This is a genomic window from Streptomyces sp. NPDC003327, from assembly GCF_053589515.1.
Window position 1 is genome coordinate 127,616 of the sequence record NZ_JBSFSA010000009.1, and the last position, 22,182, is coordinate 149,797.

Consider the following 22,182-nt stretch of genomic DNA (forward strand, 5'->3'; position numbering starts at 1 on the left):
GGGGCATGAGAAAGTCCCGCGCGGACGAGTTCCTGGAGTTCGCCTCCGCACGCACGGGCCACCTGTTCCGGTCGGCATGCCTGCTGACCAGCGGCGACACCCATCTCGCCGAGGACCTCACACAGGAGACCCTCGGCCGCATGTTCGCCCTGTGGGGCCGCATGGCGCGGATCGGGAACCCCGCCGCGTACGCCCAGACCGTGCTCGTGCGCACGTTCCTGAGCCACCAGCGGCGCCGCTCCGCCACCGAGCGCCCGCTCGGCGAGCTGCCCGACCGCGCCCCCGCCGACGGCACCGACCCGGCGCTGCGCATCGCCCTGCTCGACGCGCTCGCGGGCCTCGCGCCCAAGGACCGGGCCGTCGTGGTGCTGCGCTACTGGGAGGACCGCAGCGTCGAGGAGACCGCGGACGCCCTGCACGTCAGCTCCGCCGCGGTGCGCACCCGCTCCACACGGGCGCTCGCCAAGCTGCGGGCACGGCTCGGCGGCAGCCTCACCGAATTCGCCGCCCGCTGACCCCGGCCGGCCCACCGAACCTTTCACCCACGAACCGGAGACGGTGATTCGCCATGCCCCAGCACGAAGGACACACGGGACACCCGGGACGCACAGGACACCCGGGACAGGAGGGCTTCGAGGAGGAGCTCGGCGCGGTACTGCGCCGTACCGGCGACGGCTTCGACGTCCACGACCGGCAGACGCTGGTCGCGGGCGGCCTCAGCCGCGGTCGTCGCCGGCTGTTCCGCCGCCGGCTCGCCGTGACCGGCGGCGCCCTCGCCCTCGCGGCCGTCGCCGTCGGCGGCGTGTACGGCGGGTCGCTCGTCACCCCGGCCGGACAGGCGACGCAGACGACCGTGGCCGCGTCGCCCGAGAAGACCGCGGCCCCCTCGGACCCGGGGATCCCCGCGTCCGAGGACGGCTCGAAGTTCCAGGCGACCATCCCGGTCAAGGACCTGGCCGCCGTCCTCAAGGCCCACACCCCCGCCGGCACCTGGGAGATCGAGAACGAGGACGGCGCGGGCCAGTCCGTCCTCGGCCTGTACGACGACGGCGACGGCAAGGCCGCCGTCTCCGTCGGCCTGAACCGGGCGGGCACCACCAAGGAGTCGGGCATCGGGCAGGTCCTCTGCCCCTCCAGGACGGTCGTCTCGTTCGACGACTGCACCACCGAGAACCTGCCGGACGGCTCCCGGCTCATGATCATCCAGGGTTACGAGTACCCGGACCGGCGCGACGGCATCAAGAACTGGCGGGCGGTCCTGCTCACCAAGGACGGCTTCCTCGTCGACGCGAGCGAGTACAACGCCCCCGCGCAGAAGGGCAGCCCGCTCTCCCGGGAGGACCCGCCCTTCGGCCCCGCCCAGCTCAAGGCGCTGGTGACGGCGGAGGGCTGGCGCCCGTTCTTCTCGCAGCTGCCGGACATGACCAAGCTGAAGCCCACTCCGCCGGAGTCCCCCGGCGGCGCGGGCGACCGGCCCGCGGAGCCGACCGCCGCGTTCATGAAGGCCACCCTGCGCTCGCTGCTGCCCAAGGGGCTCACCGTCACGGAGGTGGTCGGCGACGACGGCTTCGCCCACGCGGTCGTGGACGACGGCCGGGGCGGCAGCCTCGTCGGCGTCAACGTCCAGCCGTCCATGGGCGACGTCGTCGGCGAGCTCTTCTCCGGCCCCGGGGTCACCACCCTGCCCGACGGCCGCCTCGTCAAGGAGACCCAGCGGGCGGGCGAGAAGGGCGGAGCCGGAGTCGTCTGGTGGAGCGTCGACACCATCACGCCCGAGGGCTTCCGGGTCGTCGTCTCCGGCTTCAACGCGCCCGCGCAGCACGAGGCCGCCACGCGCGCCGAGCCCGCGCTGACCATGGCGCAGCTGAAGGCCCTCGCGCTCGATCCGAAGTGGGCCAAGTAGCCCCCACGGGTACGGGGCGGGGTGCGGGGACCGGCGACGGCCCCGCGCCCCGCCCGCGCGCTCACTTCGCGTCCGCGTACCGCTCGACCGTCGCGGTCGTGAACGGGAAGCGCACCGGCGTCACCCCGAACGCGATCCGCCCGGCCTCGTCCCCGGCCGCCCGGATCGCCTCCGTGACCGCCGGCGCCTCCTCCGCCGGACAGTGCACGATCACCTCGTCGTGCTGGAAGAACACCAGCTCCGCCCGCATCCCCGAGAGCGCGCGCCGCAGCGCCGCCAGCATCAGCAGCGCCCAGTCGGCCGCGCTGCCCTGGACGACGAAGTTACGGGTGAAGCGGCCCCGCGCCCGCGCGTTCCCGGAGGCGTACCCCGGCGTGAACTCGCCCTCCGCGTCCCCGGCGCCCCCCGCACCGTCCGCGCCCGCGGCCTCGGGGCCCTCCTGCGGGATCCCCGCCTCCTCGTTCTCAGCGGCCCCCACAGCCCGCGGGCTCGTGCGGCCCAGCCAGGTGCGGACCAGCCGACCCTCCTCACCCGCCTTCGCCGCCTCGTCCACATAGGCCACCGCGCGCGGGTAACGGCGGCGCAGCGCCGCCAGGTTCTTCAGGCCGTCGCCGCTCGTCTGCCCGTAGATCGCGCCCAGCAGCGCCAGCTTGGCGTGGTCGCGGTCGCCGGAGAAGGCCCGGTCGGACAGGCGCGTGTACAGGTCGTCGGGGTGCCCCGCGACCTCCATGAGCCCCGGGTCCCGGGAGATCGCCGCCAGCACCCGCGGCTCCATCTGGTCGGCGTCGGCCACCACCAGCCGCCAGCCGTCGTCGGCGACGACCGCCCGCCGGATCACCTTCGGGATCTGCAGCGCCCCGCCGCCGTTGGTGGTCCACCGCCCGCTCACCGTGCCGCCCGGCAGGTACTCGGGCCGGAACCGGCCGTCCCGCACCCAGTCGGCCAGCCACGACCAGCCGTGCGCGGTCCAGATCCGGTACAGCTTCTTGTAGGCGATCAGCGGCTCCACCGCCGGGTGGTCGATCTCCTCCAGCTCCCAGCGGCGCGTGGACCGCAGCCGGATCCCGTCCCGCGCGAACGCCTTCACCACGTCGGCCGGCAGGTCCGGTCTGACCCGGCGCCCGAACGCCGCCGACACCTCGTCCGCCAGCTCCGCCAGGCGCCGCGGCTCGCCCCCGCCCGCGTACCGCTCGCCGAGCAGCTCCCGCAGCAGCTCCCGGTGCACGTCCGCCCGCCACGGCAGCCCCGCCCGGTGCATCTCGGCGGCCACCAGCATCCCCGCCGACTCGGCGGCCGTCAGCAGCCGCATGCGTCCCGGGTGCTCCGCCAGGTCGTGCCGCCGCTGCTGCTCCGCGTACACCTCCAGCAGGCCATCGAACGGCACCGAGGCCACCGGCCGCGGCTCGAAGAGCGAGTCCTGCGAGCCGGGCTCGGCGCTCCGCTGCGGCGGATCGGGCGGCACCGGCGCGTTCCGCAGGCGGGCGAGGGCGGCGGCCGCCGAGCGGGGCTCCCCGAGCCGTCCCTCGTGGCCCAGGAGGAGCTGCTCGGCGACCTCGACGTCGTAGCACCGCTCGACGCGCACCCCGGCGGCGAGCAGCCGCGGGTACACCTCGGGCGTCGACCGCCACACCCAGCGCCCGACCTCCGGTCTGTCCCGCACGGCCGTCACGAGGTCCGGCTCGCGCCGCACCCCACCGGCGGGCAGCCCGTCGGGGCCGAGGGGCACGAGCAGTGCTCCGTTCCCCTCGGCCTCGGCGGCCAGCCCCCATCTCTCGCTCACGGGTGCGAGTCTGGCACCCGCCACTGACAGCGACGGGACACCGCGCCCTAGGCGCCTGGCCCTGCCGTGGCGGCCCGCGCCTGGCCCTGCCGTGGCGGCCCGCCGGAGGCGCCTGCCCCGGGCCGTGGCGGCTCTCCCGGGGGTCCGTCACGCCGCCGCGTGGAAGAGGGCCGCGGCCTCGCCCCGCGAACCGACGCCCAGTTTGTTCAGGATGTTCGCCACGTGGAACTTCACCGTGGACTCGCTGATGTGCAGCTCCTCCGCGATGCGCCGGTTGCGGTGGCCGAGGGCCAGGTGCCGCAGCACCTCCACCTCGCGCTCGCCCAGCTCCGCCAGCGGGTGCGCCGCCTCCGCCGGGGCCTCCGGGGTGGCCAGCGGGAGCACCGCCGTGAGCGTCGTGCCCCAGCCGGGGACCGCGTCCATGTCGATCCTGCCGCCCAGCACCTCCAGCCGGTCCCGGACCGAGCCCGCGCCGATGTCGCAGGCGGCGAGTGCGCCCGGCCCGTCGTCCCGCACCGAGGCGCGCAGCTCGTGCTCGGTGAGCTGCCAGCCGACGTGGACCCGGCTCACCCGCTCCTGTTCGAGGACGATCAGGAGCAGCGAGCGGACGATCGCCCGCGCGCTGTGCGCCACGTCCGCCGGGAGGGTGCGGCCCGCGTCCGGCGCGCCCAGGTCGAGCCGGACCGGGCTGTGCCGCAGCATCGGCCGCAGCTCGTCGGCGAGCCGCCCGAACGCCTCCTCGGCCGGCTCCTCCGCGAGGGCCCGGTCGCGCCGCTCCTTCGCCCGCGCCTCGACCAGCGCCGAGGCGGCCAGGTCGGTGGCGGTCGTCCGTGCGGTGGTGTCGTCGAGTGCCCGGCTCCGCAGCACGGCGAGGAGCCCGGAGAGCGCCGAGGCGTGGCCGGCGGTCAGCTCGGCGACCACCCGCGCGCGGGTGTCGGCGGCCGTCCGCGAGCGGGCCAGGGCGCCCGGCAGCGCCTCCGTGGCGAACCGGTCGAAGTGGCTGGTCACCAGGTCCCAGAGGGCCTGGGCGACGGCGAGTTCGGTCGGCCCGGCCGGAGCGGCGCCGTCCTCCCGTACGAGCACGAGGACCGAGCCCCGCAGGGTCGCACGGCTCGCGACGGCGACCACCGGCCGCTCCCGCCCGCCGCCCACCGCGACCGTCCCCTGCCAGGGCGCCCCCGGCACGCCCGCGTCGAGCAGCGGCGCCAGCTCGGCCGTGCCCAACTGGCCGATGGATCCAGCCGATTTGAAGGGGGAGTGCGCGCAGTGCGTGGAGAGTTCGGCGACCCCGACGTGCGGGATCAGCGGGGCGAGCGCGGCGGAGACCTTGGGGAGGATCTCCCCGAGGGGCTGCCGGATGATCTCGTACGCGGTGGTCAGCGTGAGCGCGTCCATGCCGCTCAGCGTAGTGCGGCGGGGCGGCCGGGCGGCTGGTCTTTCGGACAGGGGGGACTGGCCGTCGGGAGGGCGGGGACCGGGGGGCCCGGGGCGCAGTCTTGAGCCCGACGGAGAACGAACAGACCGCCAGGGAGGGCGAGATGGAAGCGATCGTGTACGAGGAGTTCGGCGGCTCGGAGGTGCTGCGCCACGAGACGGACGCACCCGTGCCGGAGCCGGGGCCGGGCGAGGTCCGGGTCCGGGTCGAGGCGGCCGGCGTCAACCCGGTCGACTGGAAGCGCCGGCGCGGCTGGGTCGAGGAGTTCTACCCGACGACGTTCCCCGCCGTCCCGGGCCTGGAGTTCGCCGGAACGGTCGACGCGCTCGGCGAGGGCGTCACCGGCCTCGCCGTCGGCGACGAGGTCCTCGGCTGGACGAAGACCGGCGCCTACGCCCGGTACGCCCTCGCCGGCACCGTCGTCCCCAAGCCCGCGGCGCTCTCGTTCGAGGCCGCGGCGAGCCTGCCGGTGGCCGTCGAGACCGCCCAGCGGGTCCTGGAGCTGATCGGCGTGCGGCCGGGCGAGACGCTGTTCCTGCACGGTGCGGCCGGCGTGGTCGGCTCGGTCGCCGTCCAGCTGGCCGTCGCCGCCGGGATCACGGTCGTCGGCAGCGCCTCCGAGGCCAACCACGCGTACCTGCGGGAGCTCGGCGCGGTCCCCGTGGCGTACGGCGACGGGCTCGCCGAGCGGGTCGCGGCCGCCGCCCCGCAGGGCGTCGACGCGGTCTTCGACGCCGCCGGGCACGGGGTGCTGCCGACGGCGATCGCGCTCCTGGGCGGCGAGGGACGGGCCCCGAAGGAGCGCATCGCGACGATCGCCTCCGTCGACGCCGCCGAGCACGGCATCGTCTTCTCGGGCGTCTCCGCGGACCCGGAGACCGTACGGGACTGGCTCACCACCCAGGCCGGGCGGGCGGCCGAGGGCGCCCTCACGGTCCGCCTCGCCGAAACCCTCCCGCTGAAGGAGGCGGCCCGCGCCCAGGATCTCAGCGAGTCGGGCCACGCCCGGGGCAAGCTGCTCCTGGTCCCGTAGGGGCTGTCCCGGAGTCCTGGTCTTGGGTGCCGTCGGCGGGGGGTGAGAGGATCCGTCCGCCGCGACGGGGCGGCCCGGTGACCGTGGAGGGCGAACGATGTACGCGATATCCCTGGGGGACGACGGCGCGGAGCTCCGTCCCCTCGAACCGTGGCAGGCCGAGGAGTTCCTGGCCCACATCGACAGGGGACGCGCGTTCATCGGCGCGCGCAACGGCCTCCCGGACGTCGTGCACGACCTGGAGTCGAGCCGGGCGTTCCTCCGCCTGTACGCCGAGAAGGCGGCGGCCGACACCGGCCGCATCCACGGGATCTGGTCCGGGGGTACCCTCGTCGGCGCGGTCATCCTCCGCACGCTGGACGTCGCCGGCGGCACGGCGGAGGCCGGCTGCTGGCTCGAACCGGCGGCCGTCGGACGGGGGTTGGTCACCAGGGCCGCGCGGGTGCTCCTCGACTGGGCGATCGAGGTGCGCGGGGTGCACCGCGTGGAGTGGGTGGTGAACTCCGACAACGAGCCGAGCATCGCCGTCGCCCGCCGCCTCGGCATGCACCGGGACGGCGTCCTGCGCGAGAGCTACCTCTACCGCGGCCACCGCCACGACCAGGAGGTCTGGTCGATCCTCGCCCCGGAGTGGCGCGGCGCGAAGGCCGACGGGAAGGTCTGAGGGGGCGCCGCGCCCCGGGCGGTCCGCGGCCGCGCGGGGCGGTTGCCCGGCTCCGGCCACGGCCGCGCGGGACGTGAGGGCGGGGCGGCGACCCGGCTCCGACCACGGTCACCGCCCCGACGTCCACCTTCGCCGCTCAGCGGGTCAGCCGCCACGCGGGGAGGGCCGACGCGGCGACCGCCACCAGGGCGCACACCCCCGCCGCCGCGCCCACCACCGCCCACGGCACGGCCAGGGCGACCGGTGCCGACAGGGCCGCCAGGCCCGCGCCCAGGGCCCCGAGGACGGCCGCCGTCACCGCCAGGCCGAGGAACGCGCCGATCGCGACCGCGAGACCCGCCTCGCCGGCGACCACCCGCAGGACCTGGGCCCGGGTGGCGCCCGCCAGCCGCAGCGAGGCCAGCTCACCGCCCCGTACCGAGGTCGCCATGAGCAGGGTGTTGGCGAGGGCGATCACCGTGTACACGACGGCGATGCCCAGCACGACGAGGAACCCGAGCCGGGTCTGCGGGCCGCTCGCCGGGTGGCTCGCTTCGGCCCACGCCGCGGCCGTCGCGACTGTCCCGCCGCTCGCCGCCAGGGCCTGCGCCGTCGCCGCCCCGCCGCCGCGCGCCTCGATCCGGTCGAGGGTGGCGCCGGGAGCGTTCGCCCGGGTCACGTACGGCCCGTTGTCGCCGGTCCCGAGGGCGAGGACGGCCGCGACCCTGAGCCGCACCGGACCCCGCCCGTCCGCGAGCCAGACCTCGACGGTCTCGCCGACCCGGCGGTGTTCGAACTCCTCGTTGACGACGATCGACCCGTCGTCGAGGTCCCGCAGGTCGCCCGCGACCACCGGGAGGCGGGCGAGGCCGGCGAAGGCGGCCGGGTCGGCGACGGCCCTGGCCCCGTACTTCACGACGGCCTCGGCCCCGTCCCGTACGAAGACGGACGTCGCCCCGGAGGCCGAGACGACGGCCCCGGCCGGCGCCGTCACCGGCCGCAACTCCGGCCCTTCGGCGACCAGTTCGGCCGCCGTCCGCTGCCGCGCCTCGACGCCCTTGGCCCGCGTCACGCTGGCCGCCGAGCCGAAGAGGGTCCCGGCGAGGGCGACCGTCACGAGGACGGGCGCGGCGACGGCGGCGGTGCGGCGCACCGAGGCCGCGCTGTTCTCCCGCACGAGCGTCCCCACCGCGCTCCTGACCCGCAGCAGCCGCGCCGCGGGACGGACCAGCAGCGGCGCGAGCAGGGCGACCCCGCCGGTCAGGAGCATGGGGAGGGTCGTGTACGTCTTCCGCTTCAGCAGCGCGGACGGGTCGGTGGCGTACGTGTGGACGAGCAGCCCCAGCCCGGTGAGGAGCAGCCCCGTGCCGAGCAGGGCCCGCCCGAGCGGGAGGACGTCCGCGTCGACGTCCGCCTCGCGCAGGACGGCGGTGGGCCCGACCCGCCCGGCGCGCCGGGAGGCGGCGACGGCTCCGGCGAGCGCGACGCAGAGGCCCGTCCAGAAGCCCAGGTGGAAGGGCCAGGCGGGGTGTCCGGCGGCGCCCTCGACGGTGAACCAGGCAGGGGCGAGACCGCCGTCGACGAGCGCCCGGGCGAGCAGCGGGGCGCCGAAGAGGCCGAGCGCGCAGCCGGTGGCGGAGGCGACGACGCCGAGCGCGGCGGCCTCGGCGAGCAGCATCCGGCGGAGCTGGCCGGGGGTGGCTCCCGCGGTGCGCAGGAGGCCGAACTCGCGGCGCCGCAGGGCGACGGCGAAGGCGAAGGTCGAGGCGACGACGAAGACGGAGACGAAGGCGGTGACGCCGCCGGCGGTGCCGAGGAGGGCGTTCAGGCCGACGAGTGCCCGGGCGTCCCGCTCGGGGTCGGGGTCGGCCTGCCGCCGTTCGTCGCCGGTGAGGACCCTGGCCCGGTCCCCGACGAGGGCCCGCACCTCGGCGACGGGGGCGTCGAGGCCCACGGCGTCGGGGCGTGGGCCATTCGCCCGGCGGTCGGTTTCCTCGTCCGGGCCGCCGGCCGGGGCGACCCCCGTGGTGAGGGTCCAGCGGGTCCGGAGTTCGCGCAGGAGTTCGGTGTCCACAGGCTGTGGACGGTCGAGCCGCTGCTCCACGATCACGGTCTCGGGCCCGCGCCGCACCGGCAGCGCCAGCCGGTCGCGCCCCTGGACGACGACGGGCGAGGAGGCGAACCGCTCGGGCGCCCGCTCGGGAGCGTGGAAGGTGGCGGAGAGCCCGAGGCCCATGGTGGTGAGCAGCCCCACGCCCAGCGCCAGGGCGACGAACCCCCCGAGGAGCGAGGCCCAGCGGGCGCGCAGCCCGGCCACGACGACGCTCAGCACGACGGCACCTCCGCGGTGTGCGCCGCGCCCGCCGGCCGGGGCCGGGGCTCCGGCCCCTGGCCCGGCTCCTGGCCCGGCTCCGCTTCCAGGGAGGCCATCCGGGCGGCGACCGCGCCGACCGTCGGCGCCCGGAGTTCGCCCGCGACCCGCCCGTCGACCAGGAACACCACCCGGTCCGCGCGGGCCGCCGCCACCGGGTCGTGGGTGACCATGACGAGCGTCTGGCCCTCCCCGTCGACGAGGCCGCGCAGCATGTCGAGGACCTCGCGGCTCGTCGTCGAGTCGAGCGCCCCGGTCGGTTCGTCCCCGAAGAGGACCGCGGGGCGGGTGATCAACGCCCGGGCCAGGGCGACCCGTTGCTGCTGCCCGCCGGACAGCTCGCCGGGCCGGTGCCGCTCCCGCCCCGCGAGCCCGACGCGGGCCAGGGCCTCCCGCACCTGCGTACGTGACGGGCGGCGCCCGGCGAGCCGGAGCGGCAGGGCCACGTTCTGCGCGGCGGTCAGGGAGGGCAGCAGGTTGAAGGACTGGAAGACGAAGCCGATCCGGTCCCGCCGCAGCAGGGTGAGGCGCCGTTCGCCCAGCCCCTGGAGGGCGACCCCGCCGACCTCCGCCGTCCCGGAGGTCGGCCGGTCGAGCCCGGCGGCGCACTGGAGGAGGGTGGACTTCCCGGAGCCGGACGGCCCCATGACGGCGGTGAAGGTCCCGGGGGCGAAGTCGAGGTCGACGCCGTCGAGGGCGCGGACGTCGCCGTGGTGGCGGGTGAGCCCCCGGAGCCGTACGGCAGCCGTGTCCACGGCGACGGAGGCCGAGGCGGGGACGGGGACGGGGGCGGAGGTGGCGGCGTCGTCGGCAGCGGTGGTCATGGCTCAAGCGAACCGTTTCGGCCCGCCCCGATCACGACCACTGCCGGGCGTCCCGGGGGTAGGGCCAGGCCTACCCCTCCCGTACGGCCTTCACGAACACCTCCAGGGGGTCGCGCGGCTCGCGGCCCGCGCCGAGCAGCGCCCGCAGGTCGTTGCGCGCCACCCCGGAGCCGTCCATGAAGCCGTGCGCGATCGCCGAGTACGTGCCGGCCAGCATCGGCACCTGGAACGGCACCGCGCCCGAGGCGGCCAGGGCGGCGCGGGCCTCCGCGAGCGTGCCGGGGGCGTACGAGGCGCCGAGCGCGGCCGCGAGGTCGGCGCCGCCGAGGGGGCGTTCGCCCACCAGCTCGTACACCCGGTTCCGGTGGGCGGCCGGGTCCGTGGCGACGGTGACGGCGATGTCGGCGAGGTCCTCCCGGGCCACGGCGGCGAGCCGGCCCTCGCCGAGCGGTCCCGTGATGCGGTGGTCGGCGTCGGGCGCGGCGATCCAGGTGAGGAGCTCGGCGTAGAGGCCGTTGCGCAGGATCGTCCAGTGGAGGCCGGGGGACCGGCGGAGCCGACGCTCGGTCCAGCGGTGGGCGAGGGCGTAGGTGAGGTGGTCGCCGTCACCGGACAGGCTCGTGTAGACGACGTGCCGGACCCCCGCGCGCTCGGCCGCGGAGATCGCCGCCTCGTGGCGGGCGACCACGACGTCGTCCTCCCCGTACCCGGCGGAGATCAGCAGGAGGGTGTCGACCCCCGCGAACGCCTCCGGCAGGGTCTCCGGGTCGTCGAAGTCGAGCCGACGGGTGCCGGGCAGCCGCGCTCGGGTGCCGAGGACGACGTCCTCGCGGCCGGCGAGCCGCTCGGCGACGAGCGAGCCGAGGGCGCCGGAGACGCCGGTGACGAGCAGCATGGTTTCCCCCTGGGGTGGTGACGGCTGAGACCATCGTGACGGGACGGACACACGTGCGGAAGGAGGCACATTGATGTCAGAGGGGCACACCGAAGTAACCACGGACCGCGCGCGGGACACCACGCCACACCTTGCGGCAGGCGTCTCGTCAGGCGTCGTCACCGAGCCCTTGGTGAGCTGTGCCGAGGAGTGCGGGGTCCGGGACGTCCAGGACCGGCTCGGCGACAAGTGGACCGTGCACGTCGTGGTCGAACTCGCCGCCGGGCCGCGGCGGTTCAGGGAGCTCCAGCGGCTCGTCGACGGGATCTCGCAGCGGATGCTGACCCTGACCCTGCGCCGGCTGGAACGCGACGGCCTCGTCTCGCGGACCGTCCACCCGACCACCCCGCCGCAGGTCGAGTACGCGCTGACCGACACCGGTCACAGCATGACCCACCTGATCAAGCAGCTGATCGACTGGTCGCTCGACCACCGCGCGGTCATCGCCCGCTCGCGCGAGGCCTGGGACGCGAGGACGGCGACGACATGAGCCGGACCACCGTCGACAAGGCCTTCGAGGCGCTGTACGCGAGCGACGACGACTCCCTCGACACGGCGGCCTCACTGCTCGCCGCCGATCGGGACGCGGACGCCGAACTCGCCCGCCGGGGCGAGGGATTCGTCCGCACCCTGTGGGAGCGGGGCTGGCAGCCGGCGGACCTCGTCCGCACGGCCCGCCGCGACCTCGCCGACGAGCACGTCCGCCTCCTGACCGGGCTCGTCAGGGCCGAGACGGCCCGGTACGGGACGCTGCCGCGCCGCTGGCGGGAGCAGCTCGACGCCCTCGGGGACGCCGGCTGGTCCGCGGACCGCTTCTCGTACGCGACGGCCGTCCTGGAGCTGTACCGGCTCCTGGTCCGGCTGCCGCGCCTGGACGCGGTCGGGCCGGTGCCGGGCGAGACGCTCCCGCCGCCCGCCGCGGGCGAACCGCGGATGCTGTCCCGCGTCCGGGCGCTGCTCGCGAAGGCGGAGGCCACCGGCTACCCGGAGGAGGCGGAGGCCCTCACGGCCAAGGCCCAGGAGCTGATGGCCCGGCACAGCCTCGACGAGGCCTCGCTCGCCGCGGGGGCGCCGTCCCCCGAGACGCCCGGCGCGCTCCGGATCGGCGTGGAGCCGCCGTACGAGCAGGCCAAGGCGATCCTGCTGGACGCGGTGGCGACCGCGAACCACTGCCGGGCCGTCTGGAACGAGGCGTACGGCTTCTCGACGGTCATCGGCTTCGAGGCGGACCTCGACCCGGTGGAGCTGCTCTACACCTCCCTGCTCGTGCAGGGGACGGCGGCGATGACCCGCGCCGAGGCGGAGCAGCGGGCGGGCGGCCGCAAGCGCACCAAGTCCTTCCGGCAGTCCTTCCTCCTCGCGTACGCGAACCGGCTCGGCGCCCGGCTGTCGGCGACGTCGCGCCGGGTCGCCGCCGAGGCCCCGACGCTGCTCCCGGCCCTCGCCTCCCGCGAGGCGGCGGTCACGACCCGCACGGACGAACTCTTCCCGGAGACCCGCACGACCCGCGTCCGCGCGGTCTGGGACGAGGCGGGCTGGACCCACGGCGCCTCGGCCGCCAACCGCGCCACCCTCCACCCGCACCGCCCCCACCTCCCGTAAGGGGGCCCCGGACCTCCCCCACGGGGCCCCGGACCTCACCCACGGGCCCCGGACCCCCCGTAAGGGGCCCGAGACGACCGCCCGCGCGGGCCACGCCCGCCGGGGATCGGTCGGTTCGACCCGCTTCGCGGCTAAAGTCCGCACATGAGCTGGCTCCGGGCGCTGAAGGAGACCGCCCGCTCCGGTCTCACCGTCGGGCGGACCCGCCCCGCCCCCGCCCCCGCCGCCCGCGCGGCCCTCGGCCTCGCCCTCGTCGTCGGCGTCTCGCTCGCCCTCTTCGGCCCCGCCGTCGCCGTGTCCTCCGCCTTCGGCGCCTTCCAGGCCGCCATCGCCACCTTCCAGCGCTCCTGGCGCCCGCGCCCCACCCTCGCCCTCGCCTCGGGCGCCAGCCTCGCCGTCTCGACGTTCCTCGGCTATCTGACCGGCGCCCAGACGGCCGCGTTCCTCGCCCTGCTCCTCCTGTGGACGTTCCTGTCGGGCCTGGCCTGGGTCGCCGGTCCGACCGCCGGGATCATCGCGTCCTCCAACGTGGCGATGATGCTCGTCACCGTCACCCTCCCGACGTCCGTCGCCACCGCCGCCGGCCACGCCGCGACGATCTTCGCCGGGGGCCTGGTCCAGGCCGTCCTGGTGGTCGTGGTGCCGGTCCGCCGCTGGGGCCCGCAGCGCGACGCGCTCGCGGACGCGCTCGCCGCGGAGGCGGACTACGCGCGCCGCCTCCGCCACGACCCGGTGGCGCCGTTCGACCCCGTACCGCTCATGACGGCCCGCAGCGCCGCCGCCGTGACGCCGCGCCAGGCCCGCCGCCGCCCGGCGGAACTGCACGGGGCCCGGGGGGTCGCCGAGCGCATCCGGCCCGTGCTGGCGTCGCTCGCGGACCCGGCGGTCGGCGTCCCGGCGGAGGGCCGGGAGCGGGCCCGGGTGCGGGAGCTGCTGGCGGCGGCGGCGGACGTCCTGGACGCGGCGGCCCGGGCGATCCGGCACGGCGTGCCGGTGGAGCTGCCCCCGGCGGCGCTCGCCGTGCTCCGTACCCCGGACACGGGCGCGATCCTCTCGGGTCCGGCCCGCCGCGCCGCGCTCCGGCTCGCCGCGCTGCTGGGGGACGTGGTGGAGACGGCGGAACCCAGGACGGCGACCTCGGGCCGGGGGGCGGGGACCGGCGCGGCGCCCACGCTTCCGACGCCGACCTGCCCGACGCCGACCCGTCCGACGCCGACCCGTCCGACGCCGACCCGCCCGACGCTGACCCGTCCGACGCTGGTGCGGCTGGCGCCGGTCGTCGTGGCGCGGGTGCGGGCGGAGCTGCGCCCGGACTCTCCGGTGCTGCGGCACGCGCTGCGGGTGTCGGTGGTGACGGCGGCCGGCTACCTCCTGGGGACGGCGCTGCCGTTCGGGCACGGGTACTGGGCGCCGATGGCGTCGGTGATGGTGATGCGCCCGGACTTCTCGCAGACGTACGCCCGCTCGGTGGCCCGGTTCGGCGGGACGCTGGTCGGGGTGGCGCTGGCGACGGCGGTGGTGCAGACGGCGCACCCTGGCACGTTCCTGTCGGCGGCGCTCGCGGTGCTGAGCGCGTTCGGGACGTACCTGCTGCTGCGGACGGGGTACGCGGTCAGCCAGGTCTGCGTCGCCGCGTACGTGGTCTTCCTGTTGGGCATGGTCGGCGAGGGGCTGACGCAGACGGTGCGGGAGCGGGTGCTGCTGACCCTGCTCGGCGGTGTGCTCGCGATGGTGGCGTACGCGGTGTACCCGGCGTGGGAGACGCCCCGGCTGCGCGGCCGGCTGGCGGACTGGCTGGCGGCGTCGGGCCGGTACGCGGCGGCCGTCGCGGCCCGGTACGCCGGCCCGTCGGCACCGGGCGGGGGAACCACCCCCGCCCCCCTCGCCCCGGCCCCCGCCGTCCGGGAGGCGCTGCTCGACGCCCGCGCGGCCCGGATCGCCTGGCAGGAGGCCGTGGAGCGGGCCGCCCACGAACCGGTGCGGCACCGGGGCCTGTCCCACGCCGCGGCGGAGGCGGCGGGCCACGCGCTCGCCGAGTTCGGCCGGGCGGCGATGCTCCTGGAGGCCCACGCCCCTGAGCGCGGCGCCGCCCCGCTCCCGGCGGCGGCCGGACTCGCCGAGGCGCTGCGGCGGGCGACGGAGCGGGGCGCGCGGGCGGTGCGGGAACGGCGGGCGCCGCACTGGGACGACGTACGGGAGACGGTGGCGTCCTGGGACGCGGAGGTGACGGATCCCGTGCTGCGGAAGGCGGCGCGTCTGCTCCTGGAGGCGCTGGACGAGCTGTCGGCCGCACTGGACGACACGTGACCCCCGTCCAGCCTGACCTCCGTGAACGCCTCTCCGGCCCCCCGGGCACACTGGGTGCTGTAGCCACTACGCCACCCCGCGTGCACGTGCATCTGCTCATGCATGGGCATATGAACACAGCTATGATCCGAGGAAGTTGAGTCCTGCACCAAGCAACTCGGGGAGCTTCCAGTGCATCATGCGCATCGCGCGTACAACGGCATGGCGGCCACGGAGCTGCGCGGTGTCGTGTGGCAGAAGAGCAGGCACAGCAACTCCCAGGGTTCCTGCGTGGAGTTCGCCAAGCTTCCCGGGGGAAACGTCGCCGTGCGCAACTCCCGGCACCCCGACGGACCCGCGCTGGTCTACACGCCGGCGGAGATCGAGGCGCTCCTGCTCGGCGTCAAGGACGGGGAGTTCGACCACCTGGTGTGACCCGTCGCGTACCGGTACGACGGTGGACGACCACCGAGGGTACGTACGGAAAGGGCCCCGGCGTGTGTCGCCGGGGCCCTTCCTCGTATGTCGCGCAGGTACGCGCAGGCGTACGCGGACGTCTCTCCCGTCGACCCGGCTACTCGGGCCCGAGCCGGAACAGCGCCCACACGACCTTGCCGTGCAGGGTGCCCGCGAGCGGGTGCCACCCCCAGCTGTCGCTGTACGACTCCACCAGGATCAGCCCGCGGCCCGACTCGGCGGCGAAGTCCTCCTCGCTCGTCCGCGCCTCCGGGCTCTCCCGGCTGGGGTCGCGCACGGCGCACACCAGGCGCGAGGCCCAGCGCATCAGGTGCAGGCGCACCGGCGGGTTCTGGACTTCGTCCTGCGGCGCGTCGGCGGGCACCGCGTGGCGCAATGCGTTCGTGACGAGCTCGGAGACGACCAGGGCCACGTCGTCGAAGCGCTCGGTCAGTTCCCAGCGGTCGAGCGTCGCGCTGGTGAACTTCCGGGCGCCGCGCACGGCTTCGTACCGGGCGGGCAGGGCGCAGGACGCGGAGGTGGAGACGGCGCCGGGATCGATCGGCGGAAGGCCCTGCCGTAACGGCTCGAGCACGGTCGATCCATTCGTCCCCATGCGAGGCACTCCCGGGAATCGCGACTGTGGTGCGACAACACGACTACACGACAACACGAACGAGCACGCGGCTGCGCGGGGTCCATGGTTCCGAATGCGACCACGGGATGCAAGGGCAGATGCACGTGCACGCGCCGGACGTGTCCGTAGCTGTGGTGAATCAGTGCCATATCTTCCGGGGCATCCGCCCGGCCCGCGCGCGGTTTCCCGCGCCCCGCGCACGCTCCACGGCCCGATTCCGCCGCCGGAACGGCCGGGCGCCGCTCCGCCGCGGACCGAAACCGGCCTCCCCCGCACCGCCTTCCGTAATCGAATGTGTACGCGCTGAAGCGTTTGGTGGCAGAATCCGGGGCTCGACGGGGGCTCGTCACCGTAAAGGGGAGGCTGGAAGCCGTGACCGCAGGCGAATCGGGCGGAGCGAACGGGAGCGTCGTCCGGCGCATCCTCCTCGGCTCCCAGCTGAGGCGGCTGCGCGAATCGCGCGGCATCACCCGCGAGGCCGCCGGATATTCGATCCGCGCCTCCGAATCCAAGATCAGCCGCATGGAGTTGGGACGGGTGAGCTTCAAGGCCAGGGACATCGAAGACCTGCTCACGCTCTACGGCGTCAGCGACGAGACCGAGCGCAACGCGCTCCTCGGGCTCGCCCGCGAGGCCAACCTCGCCGGCTGGTGGCACAACTTCGGCGACGTGCTGCCGGGCTGGTTCCAGACCTACATCGGCCTCGAAGGCGCCGCCTCCCTCATCCGCGTCTACGAAGTGCAGTTCGTGCACGGCCTGTTGCAGACCGAGGCCTATGCCCAGGCCGTCGTCTCCCGCGGCATGCCCGAGGCGCCGGCCGCCGAGATCGACCGCCGCGTCGCCCTGCGCCTGGAGCGCCAGAAGGTCCTCGTCTCCGAGCGCGCCCCCGAGTTCCACGCCGTCCTCGACGAGGCCGCCCTGCGCCGTCCGTACGGCGACCGGGCCGTCATGCAGGGCCAGTTGAGGCACCTCATCGAGATCTCCGAGCACCCCGGCGTCACCCTCCAGGTCATGCCCTTCGGCTTCGGCGGCCACGCCGGCGAGAGCGGCGCCTTCACCATGCTGAGCTTCCCCGAGTCCGACCTCTCCGACATCGTCTACCTGGAGCAGCTCACCGGCGCGCTCTACCTCGACAAGCGCGAGGACGTCGCCCAGTACCAGCGGGTCATGGAGAAGCTCCAGAAGGACGCGCCGGATCCGGCCGAAAGCCGTGACCTCCTCCGGGGACTCCTCCAACTCATCTGACCCATCAGTACGATGACGCCACATCAGTCGTGCAGGTAGAGGTAGAGGGGTCTCGATCCATGTCGCACTTCACCGACCTGGCCCACCAGTACATAGACGGCGAGTGGAAGCCCGGCAGCGGGTCGTGGGACATCATCGACTTCAACCCGTACACGGGGGAGAAGCTGGCGTCGATCACCGTGGCCACCGCCGCCGAGGTCGACCACGCCTACCGGGCCGCCGAGCGCGCGCAGGCCGCCTGGGCCGAGACCAACCCGTACGCCCGCCGGCTCGTCTTCGAGCGGGCCCTGCGGATCGTCGAGGACCGCGAGGACGAGCTCGCCGACACGATCGTCGCCGAGCTGGGCGGCACCCGCCTCAAGGCCGCCTTCGAACTGCACCTCGCCAAGGAGTTCCTGCGCGAGGCCGTCCACCTCGCGCTGCGCCCCGAGGGCCGCATCCTGCCGTCCCCGGTCGACGGCAAGGAGAACCGTGTCTACCGCGTGCCCGTCGGCGTCGTCGGCGTCATCTCCCCCTTCAACTTCCCCTTCCTCCTCTCCGTCAAGTCGGTGGCGCCCGCGCTCGCGCTCGGCAACGCCGTCGTCCTCAAGCCGCACCAGAACACCCCGATCTGCGGCGGCACCCTCGTCGCCAAGGTGCTGGAGGAGGCCGGGCTCCCGGCCGGCCTGCTGAACGTCGTCGTCACCGACATCGCCGAGATCGGCGACGCCCTCCTCACCCACCCCGTGCCGAAGGTCATCTCCTTCACCGGCTCGGACCGGGTCGGCCGCCACGTCGCCACCGTCTGCGCACAGCACTTCAAGCAGGCCGTCCTCGAACTCGGCGGTAACAGCGCCCTGATCGTCCTCGACGACGCCGACGTCGACTACGCGGTCGACGCGGCCGTCTTCAGCCGCTTCGTGCACCAGGGCCAGGTGTGCATGGCCGCCAACCGCATCCTCGTCGACCGGACGGTGGAGGCGGAGTTCACCGAGAAGTTCGTCGCCAAGGTCCGGACCCTGCGCGTAGGCGACCCGGCCGACCCGGCCACGCACATCGGCCCTCTCATCAACTCCCAGCAGGCCGAGTCGGTGGCGTCCGTCGTCGAGCAGGCGGTCCGGGGCGGCGCGACGGCGCTCCTGCACGGCCCCGTCGACGGCAACCTCGTCTCCCCGTCCGTCCTCACCGGCATCCCCGCCGACGCCCCGGTCCTCGGCCAGGAGATCTTCGGCCCGGTGGCCCTGATCGTCCCCTTCGACGGCGAGGACGAGGCCGTACGGATCGCCAACGACACCCCGTACGGGCTGAGCGGCGCCGTCCACACGGGCGACGTCGAGCGCGGCGTACGGCTCGCGCGGCGCGTCCACACCGGCATGATCCACATCAACGACGGCACCGTGCACGACGAGCCGATCGTGCCCTTCGGCGGCGAGAAGCACTCCGGCGTCGGCCGGCTGAACGGCGACGCGATGGTCGAGGCGTTCACCACGCAGAAGTGGATCTCCATCCAGCACGGCCGGAGCCGGTTCCCCTTCTGACGCGGCGGTTTCCCCTTCTGGCGTCATTGAGGACAGACCCTGTCCTCGTTCGCCCGTAACGTGGGCCGTGCCCCAGAAGGCACAGCAGGCAAGTGACGCAACGGAAGGCGGACATCATGGTGGCTCTTGTTCCCGCGGAGGCTCCCGGCGACGAGCGCGGCGCGTTCCTCAACTTCATCGAGGTGCAGCGCGCCGCGCTCCGCCGCTCGCTGCTCGGCCTGACCGAGGAGCAGGCGGCGAGCCGCCCCAGCGCCAGCGAGCTGAGCCTCTCCGGCCTGGTCAAGCACGTCGCCGAGGTGGAGCTGAACTGGCTGCGGCTGGCCCAGCGGAAGCCCAACGAGCGGCAGCGCACCCAGGAGACCTGGGGCGAGGCGTTCCGGCTCGTCGACGGCGAGACGATCCCGGAGATCCTCACCTTCTGGGCCGGGGTGGCCGCCGAGACCGAGGACTTCGTCCGTACGGTGCCGAGCCTCGACGACACCTTCCCGCTGCCGCCGGCCCCCTGGTTCCCGAAGGACGGGCGGGTGACCGTCCGCTGGATGCTCCTGCACCTGGTCCAGGAGATGGGCCGGCACGCGGGCCACGCGGACGTGATCCGCGAGTCCCTGGACGGCAAGGTCTCGTTCGCGCTCCTCGCGGAGGAGGCGGAGGCGGAGTCGGCCGCAGGGGCGCAGGCGCAGCCGGAGGCGGGGCCGGAAGGGCCGGCGCGGCCGGAGGCGTAGGCGCGAGGGCACATCCGCGTACCCTGGTCAAAATTGACTAGGGAGGTACGCGGGATGTCGGCGATCCGCCTTCTCGTCCTGGGCGCGGTGAAGCAGCACGGCCGCGCCCACGGCTACCAGGTGCGCAACGACCTGGAGTACTGGGGCGCCCACGAGTGGTCCAACGCCAAGCCCGGCTCGATCTACCACGCGCTCAAGCAGATGGCGAAGCAGGGACTGCTGCGCGCCGACGAGATCGCGCCGAGCACGGCGGGCGGCCCGCCCCGGGTCGAGTACGAGATCACGGAGGCGGGCCGCGAGGAGTACCTGCGGCTGCTGCGCGAGTCCCTGGCCACCTACGACCAGCAGATGGACGTCCTGTCGGCGGGCATCGGCTTCGTCGTCGACCTGCCGCGCGCCGAGGCCGTGGAGCTGCTGCGGGAGCGGCTGCGGGGGCTCGACGCCTGGCGGGCGTCCGTCACGGAGTACTACACCCCGGAGGGCGGGCCGGGGCAGCTCGGTCACATCGGCGAGATCATGCACCTGTGGGTGCACTCGGCGGACGCGGGCCGGGAGTGGACCCTCGGCCTGATCGAGCGGATCGAGGGCGGGGCGTACGTGTTCGCGGGCGAGGGCGAGCCCTTCGTGGGCGTCCTCGCGGAGGATCAGGAGAACCCGTACGCGACGGAAGCCGTCGAGGAGAAACTGAACTAATCAAGTTTGACCAATGGGCTGCGGGGGCATACCCTCGATCCGGTGGTCAAGTTTGACTACTGGGAGGTGCGGCATGCGAGGGAGAGCGATGACGGACCCGGTGACGGGCGGCGCGACGACGGACGCGATCACCGTCGAGGGCATGAAGAAGAGGTACGGCGACAAGGCGGCCCTCGACGGGCTCGACCTGGTCGTCCGCCGGGGCACCGTCCACGGCCTGCTCGGCCCCAACGGCGCGGGCAAGACCACGACGGTACGGATCCTGGCCACCCTGCTCCGGCACGACGAGGGCCTGGTGCGGGTGGCGGGGCACGACGTGCGGACACAGGCGCGTGACGTGCGGCGGCGCATCGGGCTCCTCGGGCAGCACGCCGCCCTCGACGAGGAGCTCGGCGGCCGGCAGAACCTGGAGATGTTCGGCCGGCTCCACCACCTGGGCGCCCGGCGCGCGGGCACGCGGGCCGACGAACTCCTCGAACGGTTCGGCCTCGCCGACACCGGCCGCAAGCCGGTCAAGCAGTACAGCGGCGGCATGCGGCGGCGCCTCGACCTGGCCGCCTCGCTGATCACCGACCCCGAGGTGCTGTTCCTCGACGAGCCGACGACCGGGCTCGACCCGCGCGGCCGCGGCGAGGTGTGGGAGTCGGTGCGCTCGCTGGTCGGCGGTGGCACGACGGTCCTGCTCACCACGCAGTACCTGGAGGAGGCCGACCGGCTCGCCGACCGGATCTCGGTCGTGGACGGCGGCCGGATCGTCGCGGACGGCACCCCCGACGAGCTGAAGACCCGGGCGGGCCAGGACCGGATCGACGTGGTCGTACGGGACGGGGCACGGCTCGACGAGGCGCTGCGGCTGCTCCCGTTCGCCCCGGCGGAGGCGCGGGTCGACCGCGACCGGCGGCGGATCAGCGCGCCCGTCCGGGACCGGATGGCCGCGCTCGCCGAGACCGTGCGGGCCCTGGAGGCGGCGGGGATCGAGGCGGAGGACGTCGCCCTGCGGCGGCCGACGCTCGACGAGGTGTTCCTGAGGCTCACCGAGGACACGAAGACGGAGGTGGCGGCGTGAGTGCGGGTGTGAGTGCGGCTCCGGGTGCGGGTGCGGGAGTGGCGTACGTGGTGAGCGACTGCTGGACGATGACCCGGCGCGAGCTGGCCCACTGGGCGCGGCAACCGGTGCAGATGGTCGTGGGGCTGGTCTTCCCCGTGATGATGTTGCTGATGTTCGGCTATCTGGTCGGCGGAGGGCGGACCGTACAGGGGGAGTACGTCGACTTCCTCGTGCCCGGCATGCTGACGCTGACCATGGTGTTCGGGCTCGAAGGGACGATGACGGCCGTCATCCGGGACCTCGACAAGGGCGTCGTCGACCGCTTCCGGTCGATGCCGATGACCGACGGGGCCGTCCTCGTCGGCCGGGCCGCCGCCGACATGCTGCAGTCGACGGCGGGACTGCTCGTGCTCGTCGGCGTCGGCTGGGCCATGGGCTGGCGGGCCCACGGCGGCGCCGGGGCGTTCCTGGGGGCGCTGGGGCTGCTGCTCCTGCTGCGCTTCGCGATGCTCTGGATCGGGATCTTTCTGGCCCTGGTCGCGGGGCGGGCCGAGCTGGTGCAGGCCGTGCAGATCCTGGTCTGGCCGGTCGGCTTCCTCTCCAACGCCTTCGCCTCGCCCGACGCGATGCCGGGCTGGCTCGGCACGGCCGTGGAGTGGAACCCGATGTCGGCGACCGCGACGGCGGTGCGCGACCTGTTCGGCAACCCGGGCGGGGAGGCCGGGCACATCGGCGCGGCGGTGGGGTGGCCGCTGGTGCTGCTGGCGGTCTTCCTCCCGCTGGCGGTACGGAAGTTCGGGCGGCTCGGGAGGTAGCCGTCCTGGGCGACGGCCACCGGTTCGGAAAGTGGTCGCGCGGAAACGGGAACCCGGGGGCGGCGAGCGGTGTACCAGAAGCAGCGGTTCACCGCGGACCGCCCCAGGGGGACGACGGAGGGGGACGTGCGATGCGCGGACGTGGGGGAGCGACCGGCGCCGTCGTGGCGTTGGTGGGGGCCGTACTGCCGGCGGTCCTGGCGGTCCTGGCGGGCCTGACGGGGTGTACCGGACGGGC

At 74.9% G+C, this 22,182-nt stretch carries 20 protein-coding genes; 14 read left to right on the forward strand and 6 right to left on the reverse strand.

Features of this window, described 5'->3' with window-relative positions:
* The first annotated feature begins 5 nt into the window (after positions 1 to 5).
* On the forward strand, positions 6 to 515 hold the full coding sequence (locus tag ACWDVG_RS11220) for a SigE family RNA polymerase sigma factor (RefSeq protein ID WP_451698406.1): 510 nt from the start codon (positions 6 to 8) through the stop codon (positions 513 to 515).
* A gap of 53 nt (positions 516 to 568) precedes the next feature.
* Positions 569 to 1,903, forward strand: coding sequence for a hypothetical protein (locus ACWDVG_RS11225; RefSeq protein ID WP_451698408.1), 1,335 nt, complete (start codon positions 569 to 571; stop codon positions 1,901 to 1,903).
* Between the two features lie 61 nt (positions 1,904 to 1,964).
* On the opposite strand, the gene ACWDVG_RS11230 is transcribed toward ACWDVG_RS11225, so the two are convergent.
* Together ACWDVG_RS11230 and ACWDVG_RS11235 are read right to left on the reverse strand one after the other, a co-directional pair.
* Positions 1,965 to 3,683, reverse strand: a complete 1,719-nt coding sequence (locus ACWDVG_RS11230) for a bifunctional 3'-5' exonuclease/DNA polymerase (RefSeq protein ID WP_451698410.1) — start codon at positions 3,681 to 3,683, stop codon at positions 1,965 to 1,967.
* 147 nt (positions 3,684 to 3,830) lie between these two features.
* On the reverse strand, positions 3,831 to 5,078 hold the full coding sequence (locus ACWDVG_RS11235) for a LuxR C-terminal-related transcriptional regulator (protein WP_451698412.1): 1,248 nt from the start codon (positions 5,076 to 5,078) through the stop codon (positions 3,831 to 3,833).
* A 143-nt stretch (positions 5,079 to 5,221) separates the two neighbouring features.
* Between ACWDVG_RS11235 and ACWDVG_RS11240 the strand changes: the two genes are divergently transcribed.
* Positions 5,222 to 6,151: an NADP-dependent oxidoreductase gene (locus ACWDVG_RS11240; protein WP_451698413.1), complete on the forward strand. Its 930-nt coding sequence runs from the start codon at positions 5,222 to 5,224 to the stop codon at positions 6,149 to 6,151.
* A 97-nt stretch (positions 6,152 to 6,248) separates the two neighbouring features.
* A complete protein-coding gene (locus ACWDVG_RS11245) occupies positions 6,249 to 6,815 on the forward strand; it encodes a GNAT family N-acetyltransferase (protein ID WP_451698415.1) in 567 nt (188 codons plus the stop codon).
* 136 nt (positions 6,816 to 6,951) lie between these two features.
* On the opposite strand, the gene ACWDVG_RS11250 is transcribed toward ACWDVG_RS11245, so the two are convergent.
* From ACWDVG_RS11250 to ACWDVG_RS11260, 3 genes are all read right to left on the reverse strand, one after another.
* Complete coding sequence (locus ACWDVG_RS11250; protein ID WP_451698417.1) at positions 6,952 to 9,126, reverse strand: FtsX-like permease family protein; 2,175 nt, start codon at positions 9,124 to 9,126, stop codon at positions 6,952 to 6,954.
* Complete coding sequence (locus tag ACWDVG_RS11255; RefSeq protein WP_451698569.1) at positions 9,120 to 9,920, reverse strand: ABC transporter ATP-binding protein; 801 nt, start codon at positions 9,918 to 9,920, stop codon at positions 9,120 to 9,122. Before ACWDVG_RS11255 ends, ACWDVG_RS11250 begins: the two co-directional genes overlap by 7 nt.
* Before the next feature lie 139 nt (positions 9,921 to 10,059).
* The gene (locus ACWDVG_RS11260; protein ID WP_451698418.1) at positions 10,060 to 10,884 is read right to left on the reverse strand and encodes an NAD(P)H-binding protein; all 825 of its coding nucleotides are present in this window, start codon (positions 10,882 to 10,884) and stop codon (positions 10,060 to 10,062) included.
* 73 nt (positions 10,885 to 10,957) lie between these two features.
* Between ACWDVG_RS11260 and ACWDVG_RS11265 the strand changes: the two genes are divergently transcribed.
* The 4 genes from ACWDVG_RS11265 (at position 10,958) to ACWDVG_RS11280 (ending at position 15,246) form a co-directional block, all read left to right on the forward strand.
* On the forward strand, positions 10,958 to 11,413 hold the full coding sequence (locus tag ACWDVG_RS11265) for a winged helix-turn-helix transcriptional regulator (protein ID WP_451698420.1): 456 nt from the start codon (positions 10,958 to 10,960) through the stop codon (positions 11,411 to 11,413).
* Positions 11,410 to 12,525, forward strand: a complete 1,116-nt coding sequence (locus tag ACWDVG_RS11270; protein ID WP_451698421.1) for a DUF2786 domain-containing protein — start codon at positions 11,410 to 11,412, stop codon at positions 12,523 to 12,525. The genes ACWDVG_RS11265 and ACWDVG_RS11270 overlap by 4 nt, the downstream gene beginning before the upstream one ends.
* A gap of 144 nt (positions 12,526 to 12,669) precedes the next feature.
* Positions 12,670 to 14,832 carry an FUSC family protein gene (locus ACWDVG_RS11275; protein ID WP_451698423.1) on the forward strand — a complete coding sequence of 721 codons (2,163 nt, stop codon included), beginning with the start codon at positions 12,670 to 12,672 and terminating at the stop codon, positions 14,830 to 14,832.
* A 201-nt stretch (positions 14,833 to 15,033) separates the two neighbouring features.
* A complete protein-coding gene (locus ACWDVG_RS11280; protein ID WP_030219358.1) occupies positions 15,034 to 15,246 on the forward strand; it encodes a DUF397 domain-containing protein in 213 nt (70 codons plus the stop codon).
* A gap of 139 nt (positions 15,247 to 15,385) precedes the next feature.
* Here ACWDVG_RS11280 and ACWDVG_RS11285 read toward each other — a convergent pair whose 3' ends face one another.
* The gene (locus ACWDVG_RS11285) at positions 15,386 to 15,883 is read right to left on the reverse strand and encodes an ATP-binding protein (protein WP_451698425.1); all 498 of its coding nucleotides are present in this window, start codon (positions 15,881 to 15,883) and stop codon (positions 15,386 to 15,388) included.
* A 393-nt stretch (positions 15,884 to 16,276) separates the two neighbouring features.
* On the opposite strand from ACWDVG_RS11285, the gene ACWDVG_RS11290 reads away from it, so the two are divergent.
* From ACWDVG_RS11290 to ACWDVG_RS11315, 6 genes are all read left to right on the forward strand, one after another.
* Positions 16,277 to 17,149 carry a helix-turn-helix domain-containing protein gene (locus tag ACWDVG_RS11290; protein WP_451698427.1) on the forward strand — a complete coding sequence of 291 codons (873 nt, stop codon included), beginning with the start codon at positions 16,277 to 16,279 and terminating at the stop codon, positions 17,147 to 17,149.
* A 59-nt stretch (positions 17,150 to 17,208) separates the two neighbouring features.
* Entirely contained in the window at positions 17,209 to 18,666 is a 1,458-nt protein-coding gene (locus ACWDVG_RS11295) for an aldehyde dehydrogenase family protein (protein WP_451698429.1), read from the forward strand.
* A gap of 116 nt (positions 18,667 to 18,782) precedes the next feature.
* On the forward strand, positions 18,783 to 19,388 hold the full coding sequence (locus tag ACWDVG_RS11300; RefSeq protein ID WP_451698431.1) for a DinB family protein: 606 nt from the start codon (positions 18,783 to 18,785) through the stop codon (positions 19,386 to 19,388).
* 54 nt (positions 19,389 to 19,442) lie between these two features.
* Positions 19,443 to 20,081 (forward strand): PadR family transcriptional regulator, encoded by a 639-nt coding sequence (locus tag ACWDVG_RS11305; RefSeq protein ID WP_451698433.1) that lies wholly within the window; start codon positions 19,443 to 19,445, stop codon positions 20,079 to 20,081.
* Between the two features lie 88 nt (positions 20,082 to 20,169).
* A complete protein-coding gene (locus ACWDVG_RS11310) occupies positions 20,170 to 21,147 on the forward strand; it encodes an ATP-binding cassette domain-containing protein (RefSeq protein ID WP_451698435.1) in 978 nt (325 codons plus the stop codon).
* Between the two features lie 68 nt (positions 21,148 to 21,215).
* Entirely contained in the window at positions 21,216 to 21,944 is a 729-nt protein-coding gene (locus ACWDVG_RS11315) for an ABC transporter permease (protein ID WP_451698571.1), read from the forward strand.
* The last annotated feature ends 238 nt before the right edge of the window (positions 21,945 to 22,182 follow it).